Annotated in this window: 12 protein-coding genes and 1 pseudogene; 12 read left to right on the top strand and 1 reads right to left on the bottom strand. The window is 32.9% G+C overall.

Annotation, left to right across the window (positions count from 1 at the left end; genetic code table 11):
* From ACWA1B_RS22180 to ACWA1B_RS22190, 3 genes are all read left to right on the top strand, one after another.
* Nucleotides 1-627: bifunctional 4-hydroxy-2-oxoglutarate aldolase/2-dehydro-3-deoxy-phosphogluconate aldolase (locus tag ACWA1B_RS22180; protein ID WP_456910731.1), on the top strand; the 627-nt coding region annotated here is incomplete at its 5' end.
* A gap of 215 nt (nt 628-842) precedes the next feature.
* Nucleotides 843-2291, top strand: coding sequence for a tagaturonate reductase (locus tag ACWA1B_RS22185; RefSeq protein WP_456910733.1), 1449 nt, complete (start codon nt 843-845; stop codon nt 2289-2291).
* Nucleotides 2292-2309: 18 nt separating this feature from the next.
* Nucleotides 2310-3929: a UxaA family hydrolase gene (locus tag ACWA1B_RS22190; RefSeq protein ID WP_456910735.1), complete on the top strand. Its 1620-nt coding sequence runs from the start codon at nt 2310-2312 to the stop codon at nt 3927-3929.
* Between the two features lie 313 nt (nt 3930-4242).
* Here ACWA1B_RS22190 and ACWA1B_RS22195 read toward each other — a convergent pair whose 3' ends face one another.
* On the bottom strand, nt 4243-5271 hold the full coding sequence (locus tag ACWA1B_RS22195) for a LacI family DNA-binding transcriptional regulator (RefSeq protein ID WP_456910737.1): 1029 nt from the start codon (nt 5269-5271) through the stop codon (nt 4243-4245).
* Nucleotides 5272-5558: 287 nt separating this feature from the next.
* Between ACWA1B_RS22195 and ACWA1B_RS22200 the strand changes: the two genes are divergently transcribed.
* From ACWA1B_RS22200 to ACWA1B_RS22240, 9 genes and pseudogenes are all read left to right on the top strand, one after another.
* Nucleotides 5559-6998 carry a glycoside hydrolase family 28 protein gene (locus ACWA1B_RS22200; protein WP_456910739.1) on the top strand — a complete coding sequence of 480 codons (1440 nt, stop codon included), beginning with the start codon at nt 5559-5561 and terminating at the stop codon, nt 6996-6998.
* 205 nt (nt 6999-7203) lie between these two features.
* Complete coding sequence (locus ACWA1B_RS22205; protein WP_456910741.1) at nt 7204-8139, top strand: alpha/beta hydrolase fold domain-containing protein; 936 nt, start codon at nt 7204-7206, stop codon at nt 8137-8139.
* An 11-nt stretch (nt 8140-8150) separates the two neighbouring features.
* Complete coding sequence (locus ACWA1B_RS22210) at nt 8151-9116, top strand: DUF4861 family protein (protein ID WP_456910743.1); 966 nt, start codon at nt 8151-8153, stop codon at nt 9114-9116.
* A gap of 12 nt (nt 9117-9128) precedes the next feature.
* On the top strand, nt 9129-10349 hold the full coding sequence (locus ACWA1B_RS22215) for a glycoside hydrolase family 88/105 protein (protein WP_456910745.1): 1221 nt from the start codon (nt 9129-9131) through the stop codon (nt 10347-10349).
* A gap of 170 nt (nt 10350-10519) precedes the next feature.
* On the top strand, nt 10520-12118 hold the full coding sequence (locus tag ACWA1B_RS22220) for a glycoside hydrolase family 43 protein (RefSeq protein WP_456910747.1): 1599 nt from the start codon (nt 10520-10522) through the stop codon (nt 12116-12118).
* Nucleotides 12119-12334: 216 nt separating this feature from the next.
* On the top strand, nt 12335-14335 hold the full coding sequence (gene pelA, locus ACWA1B_RS22225; protein WP_456910749.1) for a pectate lyase: 2001 nt from the start codon (nt 12335-12337) through the stop codon (nt 14333-14335).
* A gap of 24 nt (nt 14336-14359) precedes the next feature.
* On the top strand, nt 14360-15709 hold the full coding sequence (locus ACWA1B_RS22230) for a glycoside hydrolase family 28 protein (protein ID WP_456910751.1): 1350 nt from the start codon (nt 14360-14362) through the stop codon (nt 15707-15709).
* Nucleotides 15710-15790: 81 nt separating this feature from the next.
* Nucleotides 15791-16534 carry a rhamnogalacturonan acetylesterase gene (locus tag ACWA1B_RS22235; protein ID WP_456910753.1) on the top strand — a complete coding sequence of 248 codons (744 nt, stop codon included), beginning with the start codon at nt 15791-15793 and terminating at the stop codon, nt 16532-16534.
* Nucleotides 16535-17018: 484 nt separating this feature from the next.
* A pseudogene (locus ACWA1B_RS22240) lies at nt 17019-17737 on the top strand (hypothetical protein); the annotation flags it as partial.

Consider the following 17737-nt stretch of genomic DNA (forward strand, 5'->3'; position numbering starts at 1 on the left):
AACGGAATGGTTCCGCTGTTTTTTCATTCTGATATAGAATTAAGCAAAAAAGTACTGAAAGCTTGTTACGATGGAGGCTCACGCTTAATGGAGTTTACGAGTAGAGGCGATTTTGCTCATGAAGTTTTCGGTGCCTTAAATAAATATGCTTTGGCAGAATTGCCTGGAATGATGCTTGGCGTTGGTTCAATAACAGATGCGGCTTTAGCTTCACATTACATGAGTTTGGGAGCAAATTTTATTGTAACTCCAGTTTTCAGGGAAGATATAGCAATTGCTTGTAATCGACGTAAGGTATTATGGTCGCCAGGTTGCGGAACGCTTACTGAAATTGCAAGAGCCGAAGAATTAGGTTGCGAAATTGTAAAACTGTTTCCAGCTGATATTTATGGACCAGAGTTCATCAAAGCGATAAAAGGACCATGTCCATGGACGAATATTATGCCAACGGGAGGTGTTTACCCAACGGTTGAAAGTCTGAGTTCATGGCTGAATGCCGGAGCAACTTGTGTTGGTTTAGGTTCGCAGTTAATTTCAAAAGATATATTGGACAAACAAGATTTTGACGGTTTACAGGCTAAAGTAAGACAGGTTTTGGAGATCATAAAAGATATTAAAAATAAATAGGGAATAATCATACCAGTTCCTTATTTGGCATGCGGTTTTTTTTAGAGTTTTAGATGTTGTAATTGAACATTACACTTGCAAAATAAATCTTGTCACTCCTCACAGCAGGATTTATTTTACTCTTTCAGGTGTAATGTTTCTTTTACAATATAAAACCGAGAAAAAATGAATAAGGTATTGAAGTTGGTTATTTATAACGCTCAAATGAATTTATAATGGAAAAAATTAACAGATCAAATACGGAGTTTTCACATAGACTTCCGATTAAAATAGTGCAGTTTGGAGAAGGAAATTTCTTGAGAGCTTTTGTCGAATATGCTTTTCAGGAATTAAATAAAAAAGCAGATTTCAATGCTGGAATTGCAGTTGTACAGCCTATTGACAGAGGATTAGTGAATATGATTAATGATCAGGATGGTCTGTATACTTTATTCATGAAAGGTGTTAAAAAAGGTGAGGAAATTCAGGAAAAAGAATTAATTACTAATATTGTAAAGGCAGTTGACCCTTATGCTTCTTTTCAGGATTTTTTGGCTTTAGCCAAAGAAGAAGAATTGGAATTTATTATTTCTAATACAACTGAAGCCGGAATTGAGTATATCGAGTCTGATCGCCCTTCTATGCAGCCTCCAGTTTCTTTTCCTGCAAAATTAACTGTACTTTTGCATGAAAGATTTAAGCATTTTAATGGCGATAAATCAAAGGCTTTGACAATTATTCCTTGTGAGTTAATTAATTATAATTCAGATACTTTAAAGGAAATTGTTTTGAAATATAGCAATGATTGGAATCTTGGAGAAGATTTTAAATTATGGCTGACTAATGATTGTTCTTTTCATAATACTTTGGTAGATAGAATTGTTCCTGGGTATCCAAAAGACCAAATCGACGAATATAATAGTCAGCTTGATTATAAAGATGATTTGATTGTAAGTGCCGAAAGTTTCTTTTTATGGGTAATTGAAGGTGACGATAAATTAAAAGCAAAGCTTCCTTTTGAAAAAACAGATTTAGATGTGAAAATCGTGGCTGATATGCAGCCGTACCGAACGCGTAAAGTTAGAATTTTGAATGGTGCACACACTGCAATGGTGCCATTTTCATTGCTTTACGGAAACGAAACTGTAAAAGAAACTGTTGACAATGCCTTTACTGGAGAATTTGTAAATAAAGCAGTTTTTGATGAAATTAATGAAACTTTAAATATGGACAGAACTGAACTGACAAGTTTCGCTGAAGAAATATTAGACCGTTTCAGGAATCCTTTCATTAAGCATTTATTGTCTTCAATTGCCTTGAACTCAATTTCTAAATTTAAAGTTCGTGTATTACCGAGTTTGACTGGTTATGTTGATGTTCACAAAAAACTTCCGGTTCATTTGACTTTTGCATTTGCGTGTTTGATTCGTTTTTACAAAGGAACTTGGAAAGGTGAAAATCTTCCAGTTCAAGACAGTGAGGATATCGTTTCATTTTTTAACGGTCTTTGGACATCAGATGATTATAATAAAATAGCAAGATTGACTTTGCAAAATAAAAATTTCTGGGATGAAGATTTGACTGAAATTCCTTCTCTTACAGAATCAATTGCAAAAGCTTTAGAAGAAATTGAGGCAAATGGCGTTGAGCAAGGCTTTATCAATTTTCAAAAACAATTAAATTAAGAATTACATACAATAGTTATGGCAACTCAAAAAAAATTAATAAAAGTCAACCCAGCAGATAACGTAATTGTCGCTTTAACCGATTTGGTACAAAACGAACAAATTATATTTGAAGGAACCACTGTCTCACCAACAACTGATGTTAAAGCAAAACATAAAATCGCAGAGAAAGATTTTTCAATTGGTAATGATATTATAATGTATGGTGTTTTGGTTGGAAAAGCTGCTAAGCCTATAAAAAAAGGAGAAGTAATTACCACCGAAAATGTAAAACATCAAAGTGAAAAAGTTTTTGGTAAAAACGGAAATTTAGGTTGGACTCCACCAAATGTAGATCGTTGGAAAGATAAAACTTTCAACGGATATCACCGTACTGATGGACAAGTTGGAACCAAAAACGTTTGGTTGTTTTTTCCATTGGTTTTTTGCGAAAACAAAAATATCGAAAAACTGAAAGATATTTTTGAAAACGAATTAATGCCAAAAAAAGAAGTTTCTTATAAAAATTTGTTACGCTCTTTAATTGAAGAAAAAAGCGTAGAAGAAGTTTCGGATAAAAATTTAAATGAAAATCTTTTAGATAATGTCGAAGTAAAATTTATCAATCATCAAGGTGGTTGTGGAGGGATTCGACAAGATTCAGAATTGTTGGCAAAACTGCTTGCAGGATATGTGAACAACCCAAATGTTGCAGGTGCAACTGTTTTAAGTTTAGGTTGCCAAAATTTGCAAGTTGATATTTTTAAAAAGGCATTGAAAGAAATGAGTCCGAATAGTGATAAAGAAATTTTGATCTATGAGCAACAACAAATTGGAACTACTGATCAAATGTTTCAAATGGTGATTAAAGATTCTTATGAAGCCATTAAAAGAGCCAACAAAATTGAACGCAAACCTGCTCCTCTTTCAAAGCTAACTATTGGTTTAGAATGTGGAGGGTCTGATGGATTTTCCGGAATTTCTGCTAATCCGGCATTAGGAATTGTTTCAGATATTTTTGCAGCTTTGGGAGGGAAAACAATTTTGGCAGAATTTCCAGAATTATGTGGCGTTGAGCAAGAATTGATGAATAGATGTGTAGATGAAGAAAAAGCAGATAAATTTTTAACTTTAATGAAAGCTTTTGAAAAATCAGTTGTAGATGCAGGTTCAGGGTTTGATATGAATCCATCTCCGGGAAACATCAAAGACGGATTAATTACAGATGCAATGAAATCTGCTGGCGCAGCTAAAAAAGGTGGAACTTCACCTGTTGTAGATGTTTTAGATTACGGAGAATATATTTCAAAACCAGGATTAAATCTTTTAAATACGCCAGGAAATGACGCAGAATGTACCACAGGATTGGTTGGATCGGGCGCAACAGTTGTTTTATTTACCACAGGTTTAGGAAACCCGATGGGAAATCCGATTGCACCCGTTGTAAAAATTTCTTCGAACACGGCATTAATTAATAGAATGTCTGATATTATCGATGTAAATGCCGGAACGGTGATTACTGGTGAAAAAACCATTACCGAGGTTGGAGCAGAAATAGTAGATTACATTATAGAATTGGCGAGCGGAAACGTGGAAACAAAAGCAGACCAGTTGAAACAAGATGTATTTATTCCTTGGAAAAGAGGAGTTTCTTTATAAGATAAAAAAAAAGGACATATACATGTAGAGACGCACAGCAGTGCGTCTCTTTTTTTTATATCATTTTTTCTGCATCGAATTACACGGACTTTTACTAATTATTGAATCGAGAAACAATTCTATAAACATTAGCACAAGTAGTCAGAATTATAAAATTCATGCAATTCGAGGTTAACTTAAATCACTATCTAAGAATAGCGATGGTTGATATGACCTTATCATTAATGGATTTTATTTGCTTATATAACTATATATGGTAAAAAAAAAGACGCACTACTGTGCGTCTCTACATGTTGAAGATGTATCTTAAAAACTAAGAGCTGGTTCTGGACGACGATTTACGAATATGTAATTCTGGTGCGAGAACCACCTTTTTTTCGATTTTGATTGTATCCGTTTTATCTACTTGTTCCAAGAAAACTCGGGCAGACATTTTTCCCATTTCAAGAGGCGATTGATCTACAGAAGTGATAGATAATTCCATAAATTTAGTAAAAGGCTCATTACTGAAACCCGCTACACAAAACTCTTTAGGAATACTAATATTTTTTTCTTTAAGTTCTTGAATCGCTCCTAAAGCTGCAAAATCACTGGCAGAAAATAGAGCATCTGGTGGAGTTTCTAAAGCTAATAAAACATTAATAGCTTCTTTTCCTGCATCAACACTACTTTTGGTATGAATTACATATTCTTCTTTAAAAGTCATGCCGTTGTCTAATAAGGCTTGTTTGTATCCTAAAAACCTGTTTTTAAATATCTCAAGTGATTGATCTCCTGAGAAATGAGCAATTGCTCGGCATCCTTCATTTATTAAATGTTTGGTCGCCACATAACCTCCTTTAAAATCATTAATAGTGACAGAGCTTACTCCGTCTATATGTTTGCTTCGGTCAAAAAAGATTAACGGAACATTTTTTTCCAAAACATAGTGAAAAGCGCCGTCATTTTCATCGGTAACATCAGTAACCGACATCATAATACCATCAACTTGCGCGTCGATTAAAGTATATAGATTTTCATTTTCTCTTTTCGGACTTTCGTGTGTTTGGCAAATGATTACCTGATAACCATGCGGGTGAAGCTCTTCTTCAATTCCCCTAATTACAGATGCGAAAAAGTTGCTGTCAATACGAGGGACAATAACACCAATATTATTACTACGTCCGCTTTTTAATGCTAAAGCAAGTTTGTTTTGCTTATAGTTCATTGATGCAGCGGTTTTAATAACCAGTTCCCTTGTGCTTTCTTTTATTTTAGGATTGTTGTTTAAAGCTCTGGAAACAGTAGCGGCAGTGATATTCAATTTCTTGGCAATATCATAAATGGTTATTTTTTCGCTCATTCAAAAAGGTTTTCAGAATTAATTTAAGACAAAAATACATTTTTTTTATATATCTCAATATTTTTTGTTATCGATTACATAATTAATAACTAAAACGTTTGCAACGCTACAATGATAAAAAATTATGTGTTTTTTTACCATAACTGTAATTATAATTGCAAATAAAAATTAAATATATAAATTATTTCTAAATAAATTTGTTCTGTCGAAACAAATTTTATACTTTCGTGTAATCGATTACATAATGAAAGGCTGTTTGCTTGCTTAAATTATAAATTACTGCGTAAATGATTACAAATAAGAATATAACGTTAAAAACAATCTCTTTTCTTGGAGTATTTTCTTTGCTTCTACTATCATGTGGAAAACAAGTTGCGGGCGTTTCTGAAACTGATCCATGGAAAAAGATGGAATTAATTGTAAAAAGTATCCCAGAAACACATTTTATAAATAAGACTTATAATATAAATGATTTTGGAGCCATTGCAGACGGAAAAACAATGAATACGATGGCTTTTGAAAAAGCAATTAAAGAGTGTGCTACAAATGGAGGTGGTAAAGTTTTAGTTCCAAACGGAAAATATTTGACAGGACCAATTCATTTAGAAAGCAATGTGAACTTACATTTGGAAGATAAGGCCGAAATTCTTTTTAGTATCAACTCTAAAGACTATCCTTTGATTCATACTTCATGGGAAGGAACTGAATTAATGAATCATTCGCCTCTGATTTACGCAAAAAACAAAACGAATGTTGCTATAACAGGAAAAGGCACTTTAAATGGACAAGCAAATAATACAAATTGGTGGCCATGGTGTGGCAGTAAAAGATATGGATGGGATAAAGGTCAGCCATCACAGCACGATCCGTTAAATCGTGATAATTTGGTTGAAATGGCAGAAAAAGGTGTTCCGGTTGCCGAACGTATTTTTGGCGAAGGACATTATTTGCGTCCTAATTTTATTGAGTTTTTTGAATGTAATACGGTTTTAGTAAAAGATATTACGGTTGTTAACGCGCCGTTTTGGATTTTACATCCTCTAAAATCGAATAATGTAATTATTGATGGCGTTACGGTAAATAGTCACGGACCGAATAATGATGGCTGTGATCCTGAATATTCTCAAAATGTAATTATTAAAAACTGCACTTTCAATACTGGTGATGATTGCATAGCAATTAAATCGGGTAGAGATGCAGATGGAAGACGAGTTGGAATTCCGAGTAAAAATATTATTGTTCAAAATTGTAAAATGATTGACGGTCACGGTGGTGTTGTAATGGGAAGTGAAATTACCGCCGGCGTAAATAATGTTTATGTTGAAAATTGTGTAATGGACAGTCCGGAATTGGATCGTGCCATAAGAATCAAAACAAATTCGAAACGTGGCGGAACGACAGAAGATATTTATGTTAGAAATATTGAAGTTGGAACCGTAAAAGAATGTGTTTTAAGAGTGACAATGTTTTACGATATATATGGCAGCCAGGTTGGGAATTATATTCCAGCAATTAAAAATATAAGCCTTGAAAATGTCAAGGTTAAAAATGGGGGAAAATTTGGGATTTTAGCCGATGGTTACAAAGAATCTCCAATTGAAAACATAACATTTAAAGATGTTACAATCGCAAAAGTAGATTCTGTTTATTCTCTGAAAAATGTAAAAGGTGTAAATTTTATAAACACTTACATCAACGGAAAAAAAATGGAATCCATTAAAAATTAAACCACTTAACTATACTTTTAACCAAACCAATTTTTGACCTTTCAACAATTATCAAATAAAATAAAAAAACAGTTTTTTTATTTTTCGAAAATCTTGGTTAGTAATGATTTGATAATTTTTGCGAAAGTTGTTTTTTGAAGTTGTTAAAAAAGGAGTTTGATCAGGTATCGAACTCCTTTCTTAACTAAAAATTAGAAGCTCGGAAATGAAAAATAAAATGTTGTTTTTATTACTGCTTTTACATGCTGCAACTGCTCAGAGCCAATACAGCATAGATACTTCATATACGGTTAAAAGCACTTACAATAAATTGATTAAAAAATATCCTTTCATAACAATCGCAACTGAAAAAAAGGATAAAAACGTTAATCAAATTAATGATCTTGTTTATAATCAAATAGAGAATAGAGAATTGCATTTAGATGCTTATTTTAATACTTCAAAAAAAGCAAATCCGGTTGTAATTATGATACACGGTGGCGGTTGGAGATCAGGAAATAAAAGCCAGATGCAAGTTATGGCACAAGAAATTGCTTCAAAAGGATATTCATGTTTTCCGGTTGAGTACAGATTATCTTTAGAAGTAAAATATCCAGAAGCGGTTTATGACGTTAAGAACGCGATTAAGTTTATAAAAGATAATGCGAAAAAGTTCCATGTTGACCCAAATAAAATTGCAGTTTTAGGATGTTCTTCTGGCGGACAAATGGCAGCTTTGATTGGTACAACAAACAGCAATGTAGCTTTTGAAGATTCAAAATTTAAAAGTAAATCTTCTTCAAAAGTAAATGCCATTATTGATATAGACGGAATTTTAGCATTCAAACATCCAGAATCCCAAGAAGGAGAAATGGCATCGTTTTGGTTAAAAGGAACTTATGAAGACAATCCTGAAAACTGGAAAAACGCGTCCGCTTTAAGTCATACCGATAAAAATACGCCTCCAGTTCTTTTCATAAATAGCAGTTTTGATAGATTTCATGCCGGAAGAGATGATATGATTGCGATTCTGAATCAGAATAAAATTTATAATGAAGTAAAAACAATAAAAGATTCTCCACATTCATTTTGGTTTTTTCAGCCTTGGTTTGATGAAATGATGAGTTATATAGTACCATTTTTAGACAAAATATTTAAATAATAATAAAACGAATGAAAGCAAAAATTAAAATAGCAACCTTATTCCTGCTTGGTTTTACTGTTGCAAATGCTCAAAAAACTGACGACAAAGCAGCTAAAACGTATGCAGAAGTTTCAGTAAAAACGGACGGAAAATGGGAAGGACGCAAGTACATTGGCGGAACAGTTTTTAAAAATGTCGACAGGTTAAAACTAGCTCCAGAACACACAGATCATTCGTTTGATATTCGTTATGAAGGTCCAGGATGGGAAAATAATCGCATTGGTTACCGTTTGTATTTGGACTGGAGAAATGCTGTGGATATTTTTGGAAAGAAGACATCTGAAATGATTTTGCCAAAAGTTGGGCAGGACAATTTTGATTCGTACCACGAAATGAGCGATTGGGGAGCTGATATTTTGAAAGCCGGTAAAGGAATAGGAATTGGGTCTATTGATCGTTATTTAAATAACGAAAAACTGCACTTTCGTGAAGTTGATTCAACAATTGCGACTGTTTCAAATAAAACCAATGAATCTTCTGTAAAAGTTAATTATTATGGATGGAAAACAGCTTCTGATAAAATTGATTTTACTTCAGTTTTGACAATTAAACCCGATAATCTTTATACAAAACATACTATTCAGGCTTCAAAAGAAATTAAAGGAATTTGTACTGGAATTGTAAAGCAAAAAAATGCTGAATTGTTTAAAAAAGAAAGCAAGAATAAAAAATGGGCTTACTTGGCAACCTATGGCGAGCAGTCTTTAGTTCCTGATAAACTTGGAATGGCAATTTTTTATGAAGTAAATACAATTGAAAGTATTGAAGATACTGAATTGGATTATCTTTTACTATTTAAACCAACTACAAAGACTACATCATTTTATCTGTTAGGAGCTTGGGAACAAGAACAAAACGGAATCAAATCTCAGGCTGATTTCGTAAAATATTTGGATGAGAAGTTAGAAATTTTGAACAAAAAAGGTAAAATTTAAATATATTTTAAAATGGAAAACACTAGAAAACTTAAATATTTTACAACCGCTTTAGTGACTTGTTTTATCTTTTTTACAAGCTCTAAAGCAATTTCTCAAGAAACAAAAGCTAACAATATTGTAATTTCAAAGAAAGCAAAATGGTCAGATAAAATGGCTTTGACTTTGATGAAACGCCATCCTGAAGCGTATATGATTGACGATTCAAAAGCACCAAAGTGGGATTATGTACATGGTTTGGTTTTGCATGGTTTTGAAGAACTTTATAAAAAAAATCCAGATCCAAGATATCCGGTTTATGTAAAAGGATATGTCGATGCATTGGTTCAGAATGACGGAACAATTAAGTCATATGAATTGGATAAATACAATATTGATATGGTTGTTTCTGGTCGTTTGCTTTTTAATATTTATGAAACTACAAAAGAAGAAAAGTATTTAAAAGCGATCCAATTGCTTCGCAAACAATTATCAGAACAACCAAGAACACCAGAGGGCGGATTCTGGCATAAAAATATTTATCCAAATCAAATGTGGCTTGACGGCTTATATATGGGCGAACCATTCTACGCGCAATACACGGTTACTTTTGAAAACGGAAAATATTTAGATGATGTTGCAAAACAATTCGAAGAAATTCAGCTTCACGCGACAGATCCAAATACAGGATTATTGTATCATGGTTGGGATTCAAGTAAAAAAATGCCATGGGCTAATAAAGAAACTGGAAATTCTCCAAACTTTTGGTCAAGAGCTCTGGGCTGGTATGTAATGGCACTTGTAGATGCCTTGGACTATTTTCCAAAAGATCATCCAAAACAAAAAGAATTGGTTAGTTACTTAAACAATGCGGCTTCAAGCATTGCAAAATTTCAGGATAAATCTGGTTTATGGTATCAAGTAACTGATAAAATGGGTAAAGAAGGAAATTATCTAGAAGCTTCTGGATCTTCGATGTTTGCTTACGCTTTTGCAAAAGGAGCAAACAAAGGTTATTTGCCAGCAAAATATAAAAAAATCGCCAACAAAGCTTTCGACGGATTAACAACAAAACTAATAAAAGTTGATGCTGATGGCGGTATTACATTGACTCAAGCTTGTCAGGTTGCTGGTTTAGGAGGAACTCCTTACAGAGATGGTTCTTATGAATACTATGTAAAAGAAAAAAAGAAGGATAATGATCCAAAAGCAACTGGGCCATTTATTTTAGCTGCTTTAGAGTTAAACAGATAAGTATAAAAAAATCAGTTTTTAATACTTAGGAGCTGTTTCCCGCTTTCGCCTATATCTTTTTGTCCCACTACCGCGGGACAAAAAGGATACCGGTTCTATCGGGGCTAGGGCATTCGGTTTCAAAAGAATGTTTTTGAATTCAAAAGATGCATCAAAAAATCATATTAAAAATGAAAAATATAAAATTCCTTTTTCTTTTATTATTGGCATTGTCTGCACAACAAAGTTTTTCGCAGGTTTGGATACCAGACAATGGAGACGGAACTTATACAAATCCAATCATACATGCTGATTATTCAGATCCAGATGTTTTAAGAGCGGGAGATGATTTTTACATGACGGCATCTTCGTTCAATTGTATTCCGGGATTACCAATTTTGCATTCTAAAGATTTGGTGAATTGGAAAATTATTGGGCATGCACTTATTAAACAACCACCAATAGAAACTTTCGATAAAGTACAACACGGAAATGGAGTCTGGGCTCCGAGTATTAATTTTCATAACAATGAATTTTATATTTATTACCCTGATCCAGATTTTGGAATTTACATGATTAAAGCCCAAAAAGCAGAAGGACCTTGGTCAGAACCAGTTTTGGTTAAAGCCGGATCCGGGCTTATTGACCCAAGCCCATTATGGGATGATGACGGAAAAGTGTATTTAGTTCATGCTTTTGCCGGAAGCCGTGCAAAGATTAAAAGTTTGCTTGTAGTCTGCAGTATGAATGCTGAAGGAACAGCTACAAATAACGATGAAGTTATGGTTATTGATGGCCATGATGGGGAAGGAACAATTGAAGGGCCAAAATTTTATAAGCGAAATAATTATTACTACATTTTTGCACCGGCCGGAGGAGTTTCAACAGGCTGGCAGACAGTTTTAAGATCAAAAAATGTTTTCGGCCCTTATGAGAAGAAAAAAGTTTTAGAACAAGGCAAAACCAATATCAATGGTCCGCATCAAGGTGCATGGGTACAGACACAAACCGGAGAAGATTGGTTTATACATTTTCAAGACAAAGGTGCTTACGGAAGAATCGTTCATTTGCAGCCTATGAAATGGAAAAATGACTGGCCTGTAATGGGACAGGATTTTGATAAAAATGGAATTGGTGAACCTGTTATGACTTTTAAAAAGCCAAATGTTGGAAAAAAATATCCTATTGAAACACCTGCAGAATCAGATGAGTTTAATTTACCAAAATTAGGATTGCAATGGCAATGGCAGGCAAATGCTCAAAATAATTGGGGATTCCCGACAAGTTTGGGCTATTTGAATTTATATTGTTTACCAACAATTAAAGACAGCAAGAAAATTTTTGAAGCGCCAAATATGCTTCTGCAAAAATTTCCTGCGGAAGAATTTACAGCAACCGCAAAAATAACTTTTAATACAAGATTAAATAGCGAAACGACCGGTTTGATCATTATGGGATTAGATTACAGTTATTTGAATCTTAAAAATGATAATGGTAAATTATATTTGAATCAGAAAACAGGAACTTTTGATAAAAAAGTAGAGGAGAGTGAAACAACACCGGTTTTAATTTCTAACAACACTATTTATTTGAGAGTTAAAATTAAAAAAGGAGGAATCTGTAGCTTTTATTATAGTTTAGATGATAAAAAATATCAAGCTATAGGAGATGATTTTATTTCAAAAGAAGGAAAATGGATTGGCGCTAAAGTTGGTCTTTTTGCCTTGAGTGAAAAAAATACAAATGATTCTGGAAATGTTGCAGTTGATTGGTTTAGAGTAACGAAGTAAAAAAAAGCTAAAATGCATTTTTTTTAGATTTTCAAAAATAATGACCCACATAAATTATTTTTTAAGAAAGAAACTGGAAAAAGTAATACTACAATATATTTTGTAAGAAAAAGATTCTTTTTAATAAGCTTAAAAATGATTTTTAGATTTTTTTGTTTTCCAAAAACTAATATTTTGCTGTTTCGAATAAATAATTAAGAGTTAAAACAGATTACAATGATGCAATTAAAAAAAATAGTTTTGTTTTTTACTGTGGCTTTTAGCATTGGGCTGAATGCACAAAATACTTTTAAAAACTGGCCTGATATCATTCGTAAAAATGAATCATCTTGGTTTGGCTCGGACGAAGCTAAAAATATTGCAGAAAATGTTTTGCTTTACCAAAGAAATATTGGCGGGTGGCCAAAAAATATTCAAATGCAGAATGAACTTTCTTCAACACAAAAAAGAGATTTAATTGTACTTAAAAAAACAGCTGTAGAAACCACAACTGATAATGGTGCAACATGTCAGGAAATGCTTTTTATGTCGAGAATGTATGCTCAGGTAAAAGATGAACGTTATGCAGTATCATTTTTAAAAGGAGTAAATTATTTGCTAGAAGCGCAATATGCAAACGGCGGCTGGCCTCAGTTTTATCCTCTAAAAAAAGGTTATTATACACATATTACCTACAATGATGATTCGATGGTGAATATTTTGAATGTTATGAAACAAATTAGCGAAGAGACTGATTTTTATAGCATTAAACCGTCAAAAGAAATTGTTGAAAAATGCAAAAAAGCATTTGATAAAGGAATTGATTGTATTTTGAAAACACAATACAAACAAAACGGTGTTTTAACTGCTTGGTGCGCACAACATGACGAAGTTACTCTTAAACCAGCAAATGCAAGAGCATTCGAATTAGCTTCATTAAGCGGTTACGAATCAGCCAAAATAGTATTGCTTTTAATGTCAGTTGAAAAACCTTCAAGGGAAATTGTTACCGCAGTAAAAAGCGCAGTAGCTTGGTTTGAAAATACAAAAATAACGAATCTTGAGGAAAAAAGAATTCTTAGTGATGATGGAAAAATTATAGATAAAAAAATGATTCCAGCTACAAATGCAGGACCAATTTGGGCAAGATTTATGGATTTGGAAACAAATGAACCTTTCTTTTGTGACCGTGACGGAATCAGAAAAAAATCGTTGGATCAAATTGGTTCTGAAAGACGAAATGGCTATTCCTGGTATTCTGACGCACCAAAAGAAGTGCTAAAAAAATACCCAGCTTGGGCAATAAAAAATGGGACAAAAGTTTCATCGGCGGATAAAAAAAATGTAACGCTGATTACCGTTGCACAAGATGGTTCGGGAGATTTTACAAAAATTCAGGATGCTGTTTATGCCTGTCCGGCGTTTCCTTATGAAAGAGTAACTATTACAGTAAAAAATGGGATTTATAATGAAAAAGTCCGAATTCCTGAGTGGAATACAAACGTGATGTTGCAAGGCGAAAGTAAGGAAAAAACTATTATTACTTTTGATGATAATTTTTCGAAGATCAACTTAGGACGCAACAGCACTTTTTATACCTATACTGTTTTAGTAGAAGGAGATGATTTTTCGGCATTAAATCTTACGATTAAAAATGCATCTGGAGATAATGGTCAGGGAATTGCACTTTCGATTGTTGCAAATCGTGCTAAAATTTCGAATTGCAATATCCTTGGAAATCAGGATACTTTATATTTGTCGGGAAAAGAAGCAAAACAATATTTTGTAAATTGCTATATCGAAGGCACAACCGATTTTATTTTTGGAAGTGCAACCGCCTTATTTGAAAATTGTGAAATCCACAGCATAAAAAATTCTTATATAACTGCCGCTTCAACGCCTGAAGGAACTCTTTTTGGGTTTGTTTTTAAAAATTGCAAATTAACAGCTGAACCCTCTGCTGATGCCGTTTATCTCGGAAGACCGTGGCGTATTTATGCTAAAACGGTTTTTTTAAATTGTGAATTAGGGAAACAAATCAGACCAGAAGGTTGGGAAAATTGGTCAAAACCTGAAGCTGAAAAAAAAGCTTTTTATGCTGAATATAATTGTACTGGTGAAGGATTTCAGCCTGCCAAAAGAGTTTCATGGTCACATCAGTTAAAAAAGGACGAGGCTGAAAAGTACACAGTAGAAACTATTTTGAAAGATGATATACCAACTTGGTATTCAAAGTAAATTCTAATTTTAAAATGTTTTATTATGAATTTTAAATGGCTTTTATTTTTATTAGTTTCTTCTGTTTCTTTTGCGCAAAACAACGAATTTCCATCTGCAAAGGTAGATTCGATCGCAACAAGAATTCAGTTGCCAGTTATTCCGTCTTATCAAATTAATATTTTAAAACTTGGAGCAAAAGGAGATTCAGTTACAAACAATAAATCTTTTTTTGATAAGGCAATGTTATTGTGCAAAAAGAATAAGGGCGGAACTATAATTGTGCCAAAAGGAATTTATAAAATTAACGGCCCAATTCATTTTTCCAGCAATGTTAATCTTAAAATAGAAAAAGATGCAAAAATAAAATTCAGTGACAACCCGAAAGATTATCTTCCAATGGTTTTAACAAGCTGGGAGGGTACAATGTTATATAATTATAGTCCGCTTATTTATGCTTATGAGTGTTCAAATATAGCAATTACAGGCGAAGGAACTATTGATGGCGAAGGAGGAAATATTTGGAAAAGTTTTAAAGCAAAAGAGGAAGCAGGTAAAAACAGAAGCCGCGAAATGAATCATAATAATGTTGTATTAAATGACAGAAAGTTTGGTGAAGGCTACTTTTTACGTCCGCAAATGATTCAATTTTTTAATTGCAAAAATGTGTTGGTTGAAAACATCAGAATTGAGAATTCGCCATTTTGGTGTCTACACTTATTAAAATCGCAAAGTATTACAATTCGCGGAATAAGTTATAAATCCTTAAATTATAATAATGACGGAATTGACCCAGAATATTCAAAAGATGTATTAATTGAAAATGTGACTTTTAATAACGGTGATGATAATGTAGCTGTAAAAGCAGGCAGAGATCATGAAGGGCGTGCCAATATAGCAACACCAAGCGAAAATATTATAATCAGGAACTGCAACTTTAAAGGACTTCACGGTGTTGTGATAGGCAGTGAAATGTCAGCTGGAGTTCAAAATGTATTTGTAGAAAATTGTAAAACGATTGGTTATTTAAAAAGAGGTATTTATTTAAAAACGAATGCAGATAGAGGGGGCTTTATTAAAAATATTTTCGTTAGGAATATTCAGTTGGATGAAGTTGAAGATTGTATATATATTACGGCTAACTATCATGGAGAAGGAAGCGGTTTTCAATCGGATATTTCAAATGTGCATTTCTCTGATATTACTTGTAATAAAGCATCAGAAAGCGGAATCGTAATTCAGGGATTTCCAGATAAAAAAATACGAAATATATCTTTAAAAAATATCGAAATTAAATCAGCAAAAAATGCATTATCAAACGAAAATGCCGAAAATGTTTTAATGACCGATGTTTTTATTGGAAAAAAAGCAACAGTACCAACGGCAGCAAAATAAGTTCTAAAGACGCTAATAAGATTCTAAGGTTTCTAAGGTTCTGAAATACCCATATATTGGCGATAATTTAAAATAACAAAAATGAAAAAATATCTTCTTATAGCATTTCTCATCACATCAGTAAGTTTTGGACAAAAATCAATGCTTTATTGCATTGGCGATTCAACAATGGCAAATAAAAAAGACCCAGATCGTAATCCAGAACATGGGTGGGCTCAGGTTTTGCAATCTTTTTTTAAGGATGATATCAAAGTTGTAAATAAAGCAGTAAACGGCCGAAGTACCAAAAGTTTTATTAATGAAAATCGTTGGGATTCTATTTATAGAAAACTAAAAAAAGGAGATTTTGTTTTTATTGAATTTGGGCATAACGATGAAAAAATTGAAGATTCAACTCGTTACACAAATCCGCATACTGCTTATCGATATAACTTAATTAAATTTATTATTGAAAGTAGGGAAAAAGGTGCAGTCCCAATTTTATTGACCTCAATTTCAAGACGCAACTTCAACGAAAAAGGAGTATTGGTACCTACACATGGCGATTATCCGTTAGAAACTAGATTAGTTGCCCAAGAATATAATGTACCTTTTATAGATTTGGAGTATTATACTGAATTACTAGAACAGTCTTACGGACCAGAAAAATCAAAACAATTACATTTGCATTTTAAAGCTGGTGAAAGTGCCTATTATGACAAGGATAAAGCAGATGACACACATCTTTCGCTAAAAGGAGCTACAGCAATTGCACAAATTGTAATCAACCAAATTAAAATTTCAGAAAGTTCATCTTTGGAAAGACTAAAGAAGGCAATTAAATGAATTTATTGAATTTCAGTAGAATTTAATCATTTAATAAATGTCTTAAGCTGTAATTTAAAAAACTTTTAGAGATAGTTAAATGATCTTATCAGTAAGATATTTGCAGTATTATTAGCAAAATTGATATTTAGTAGTTTTTGGAATTCTTAATATTTTAGGCTTAATATTTTGATAATTTTTTAAAGTGAGAAGACTTCGGTTTTTTCACTTTTTTTGTTTTATACTTTTTCCATTTTTCAAGCATACAGCTATTTATGTGGCAGTATAATTTGATTTTTTTTGAAAAAAATATATCGTTGTAGCTGAAATTAACCTGATAATGTAATTTTTAAAACTTTTTCAGGTATTTAGAAATTCAATTATAAATGAATTTTGCACTCTTAAAATAAGTGTTCTTTTGTCGTTGATAATTAGCAAGTTATTAATGATACTATATACGCTTTTTTTTCGAGATAATTTAAAAGCAATTTATAATTTGAATGTTATGAAAAATAAATTACTCCCTTTGCTATTTGTGTTAGGTAGTTACTCGGCTTACTCTCAAGTAGTGATAGGCAAAAAAGAAGTAAATGCTTCCGCTCAGTTGCAAGTTTACGCAAACAACAAAGGAGTTTTGATTCCTCAAATTCCATTAACAAGCAGCACTGACGTTACTACTATTGCTAACGGTAATGTAAACAGTCTTCTTGTTTTTAATATAGCAACAATTGCTGATGTGACACCTGGATACTACTATTGGTATATTGACAGATGGTGCAGAATAGCGCTATCTGGCGAGGCTAATGATGGAAAAGGAATTTCAGGGTCAGTTATTAACCCAGAGGGAAATCTTATTATCACTTATTCAGATGGTACTACTATCGACGCAGGAAAAGTAAAAGGAGATCAGGGATTACCTGGTAGAAATGGTTTGGACGGAAAAGGTATTGCAAGTACAACTGTTGATGCATCAGGAAATCTTATTGTTACTTACACAGATGGAACAATCTCAGACCTTGGGAGAATAAAAGGTATTGATGGAGTAAACGGTACTAATGGAACCAATGGTTTAGACGGAAAAGGTATTGCAAGCACAACTGTTGATGCATCAGGAAATCTTATTGTTACTTACACAGATGGAACAATTTCAGACCTTGGGAGAATAAAAGGTATTGATGGAGTAAACGGTACTAATGGAACCAATGGTTTAGACGGAAAAGGTAT

The sequence above is a fragment of the Flavobacterium xizangense genome, assembly GCF_054075145.1.

Excerpts from the sequence above, each read along its gene's own strand:
- ACWA1B_RS22185 (WP_456910733.1), top strand. The coding sequence starts at position 843 with ATGGAAAAAATTAACAGATCAAATACGGAGTTTTCACATAGACTTCCG.
- ACWA1B_RS22190 (WP_456910735.1), top strand. The coding sequence starts at position 2,310 with ATGGCAACTCAAAAAAAATTAATAAAAGTCAACCCAGCAGATAACGTA.
- ACWA1B_RS22195 (WP_456910737.1), bottom strand. The coding sequence starts at position 5,271 with ATGAGCGAAAAAATAACCATTTATGATATTGCCAAGAAATTGAATATC.
- ACWA1B_RS22200 (WP_456910739.1), top strand. The coding sequence starts at position 5,559 with ATGATTACAAATAAGAATATAACGTTAAAAACAATCTCTTTTCTTGGA.
- ACWA1B_RS22205 (WP_456910741.1), top strand. The coding sequence starts at position 7,204 with ATGAAAAATAAAATGTTGTTTTTATTACTGCTTTTACATGCTGCAACT.
- ACWA1B_RS22210 (WP_456910743.1), top strand. The coding sequence starts at position 8,151 with ATGAAAGCAAAAATTAAAATAGCAACCTTATTCCTGCTTGGTTTTACT.
- ACWA1B_RS22215 (WP_456910745.1), top strand. The coding sequence starts at position 9,129 with ATGGAAAACACTAGAAAACTTAAATATTTTACAACCGCTTTAGTGACT.
- ACWA1B_RS22220 (WP_456910747.1), top strand. The coding sequence starts at position 10,520 with ATGAAAAATATAAAATTCCTTTTTCTTTTATTATTGGCATTGTCTGCA.
- pelA (WP_456910749.1), top strand. The coding sequence starts at position 12,335 with ATGATGCAATTAAAAAAAATAGTTTTGTTTTTTACTGTGGCTTTTAGC.
- ACWA1B_RS22230 (WP_456910751.1), top strand. The coding sequence starts at position 14,360 with ATGAATTTTAAATGGCTTTTATTTTTATTAGTTTCTTCTGTTTCTTTT.
- ACWA1B_RS22235 (WP_456910753.1), top strand. The coding sequence starts at position 15,791 with ATGAAAAAATATCTTCTTATAGCATTTCTCATCACATCAGTAAGTTTT.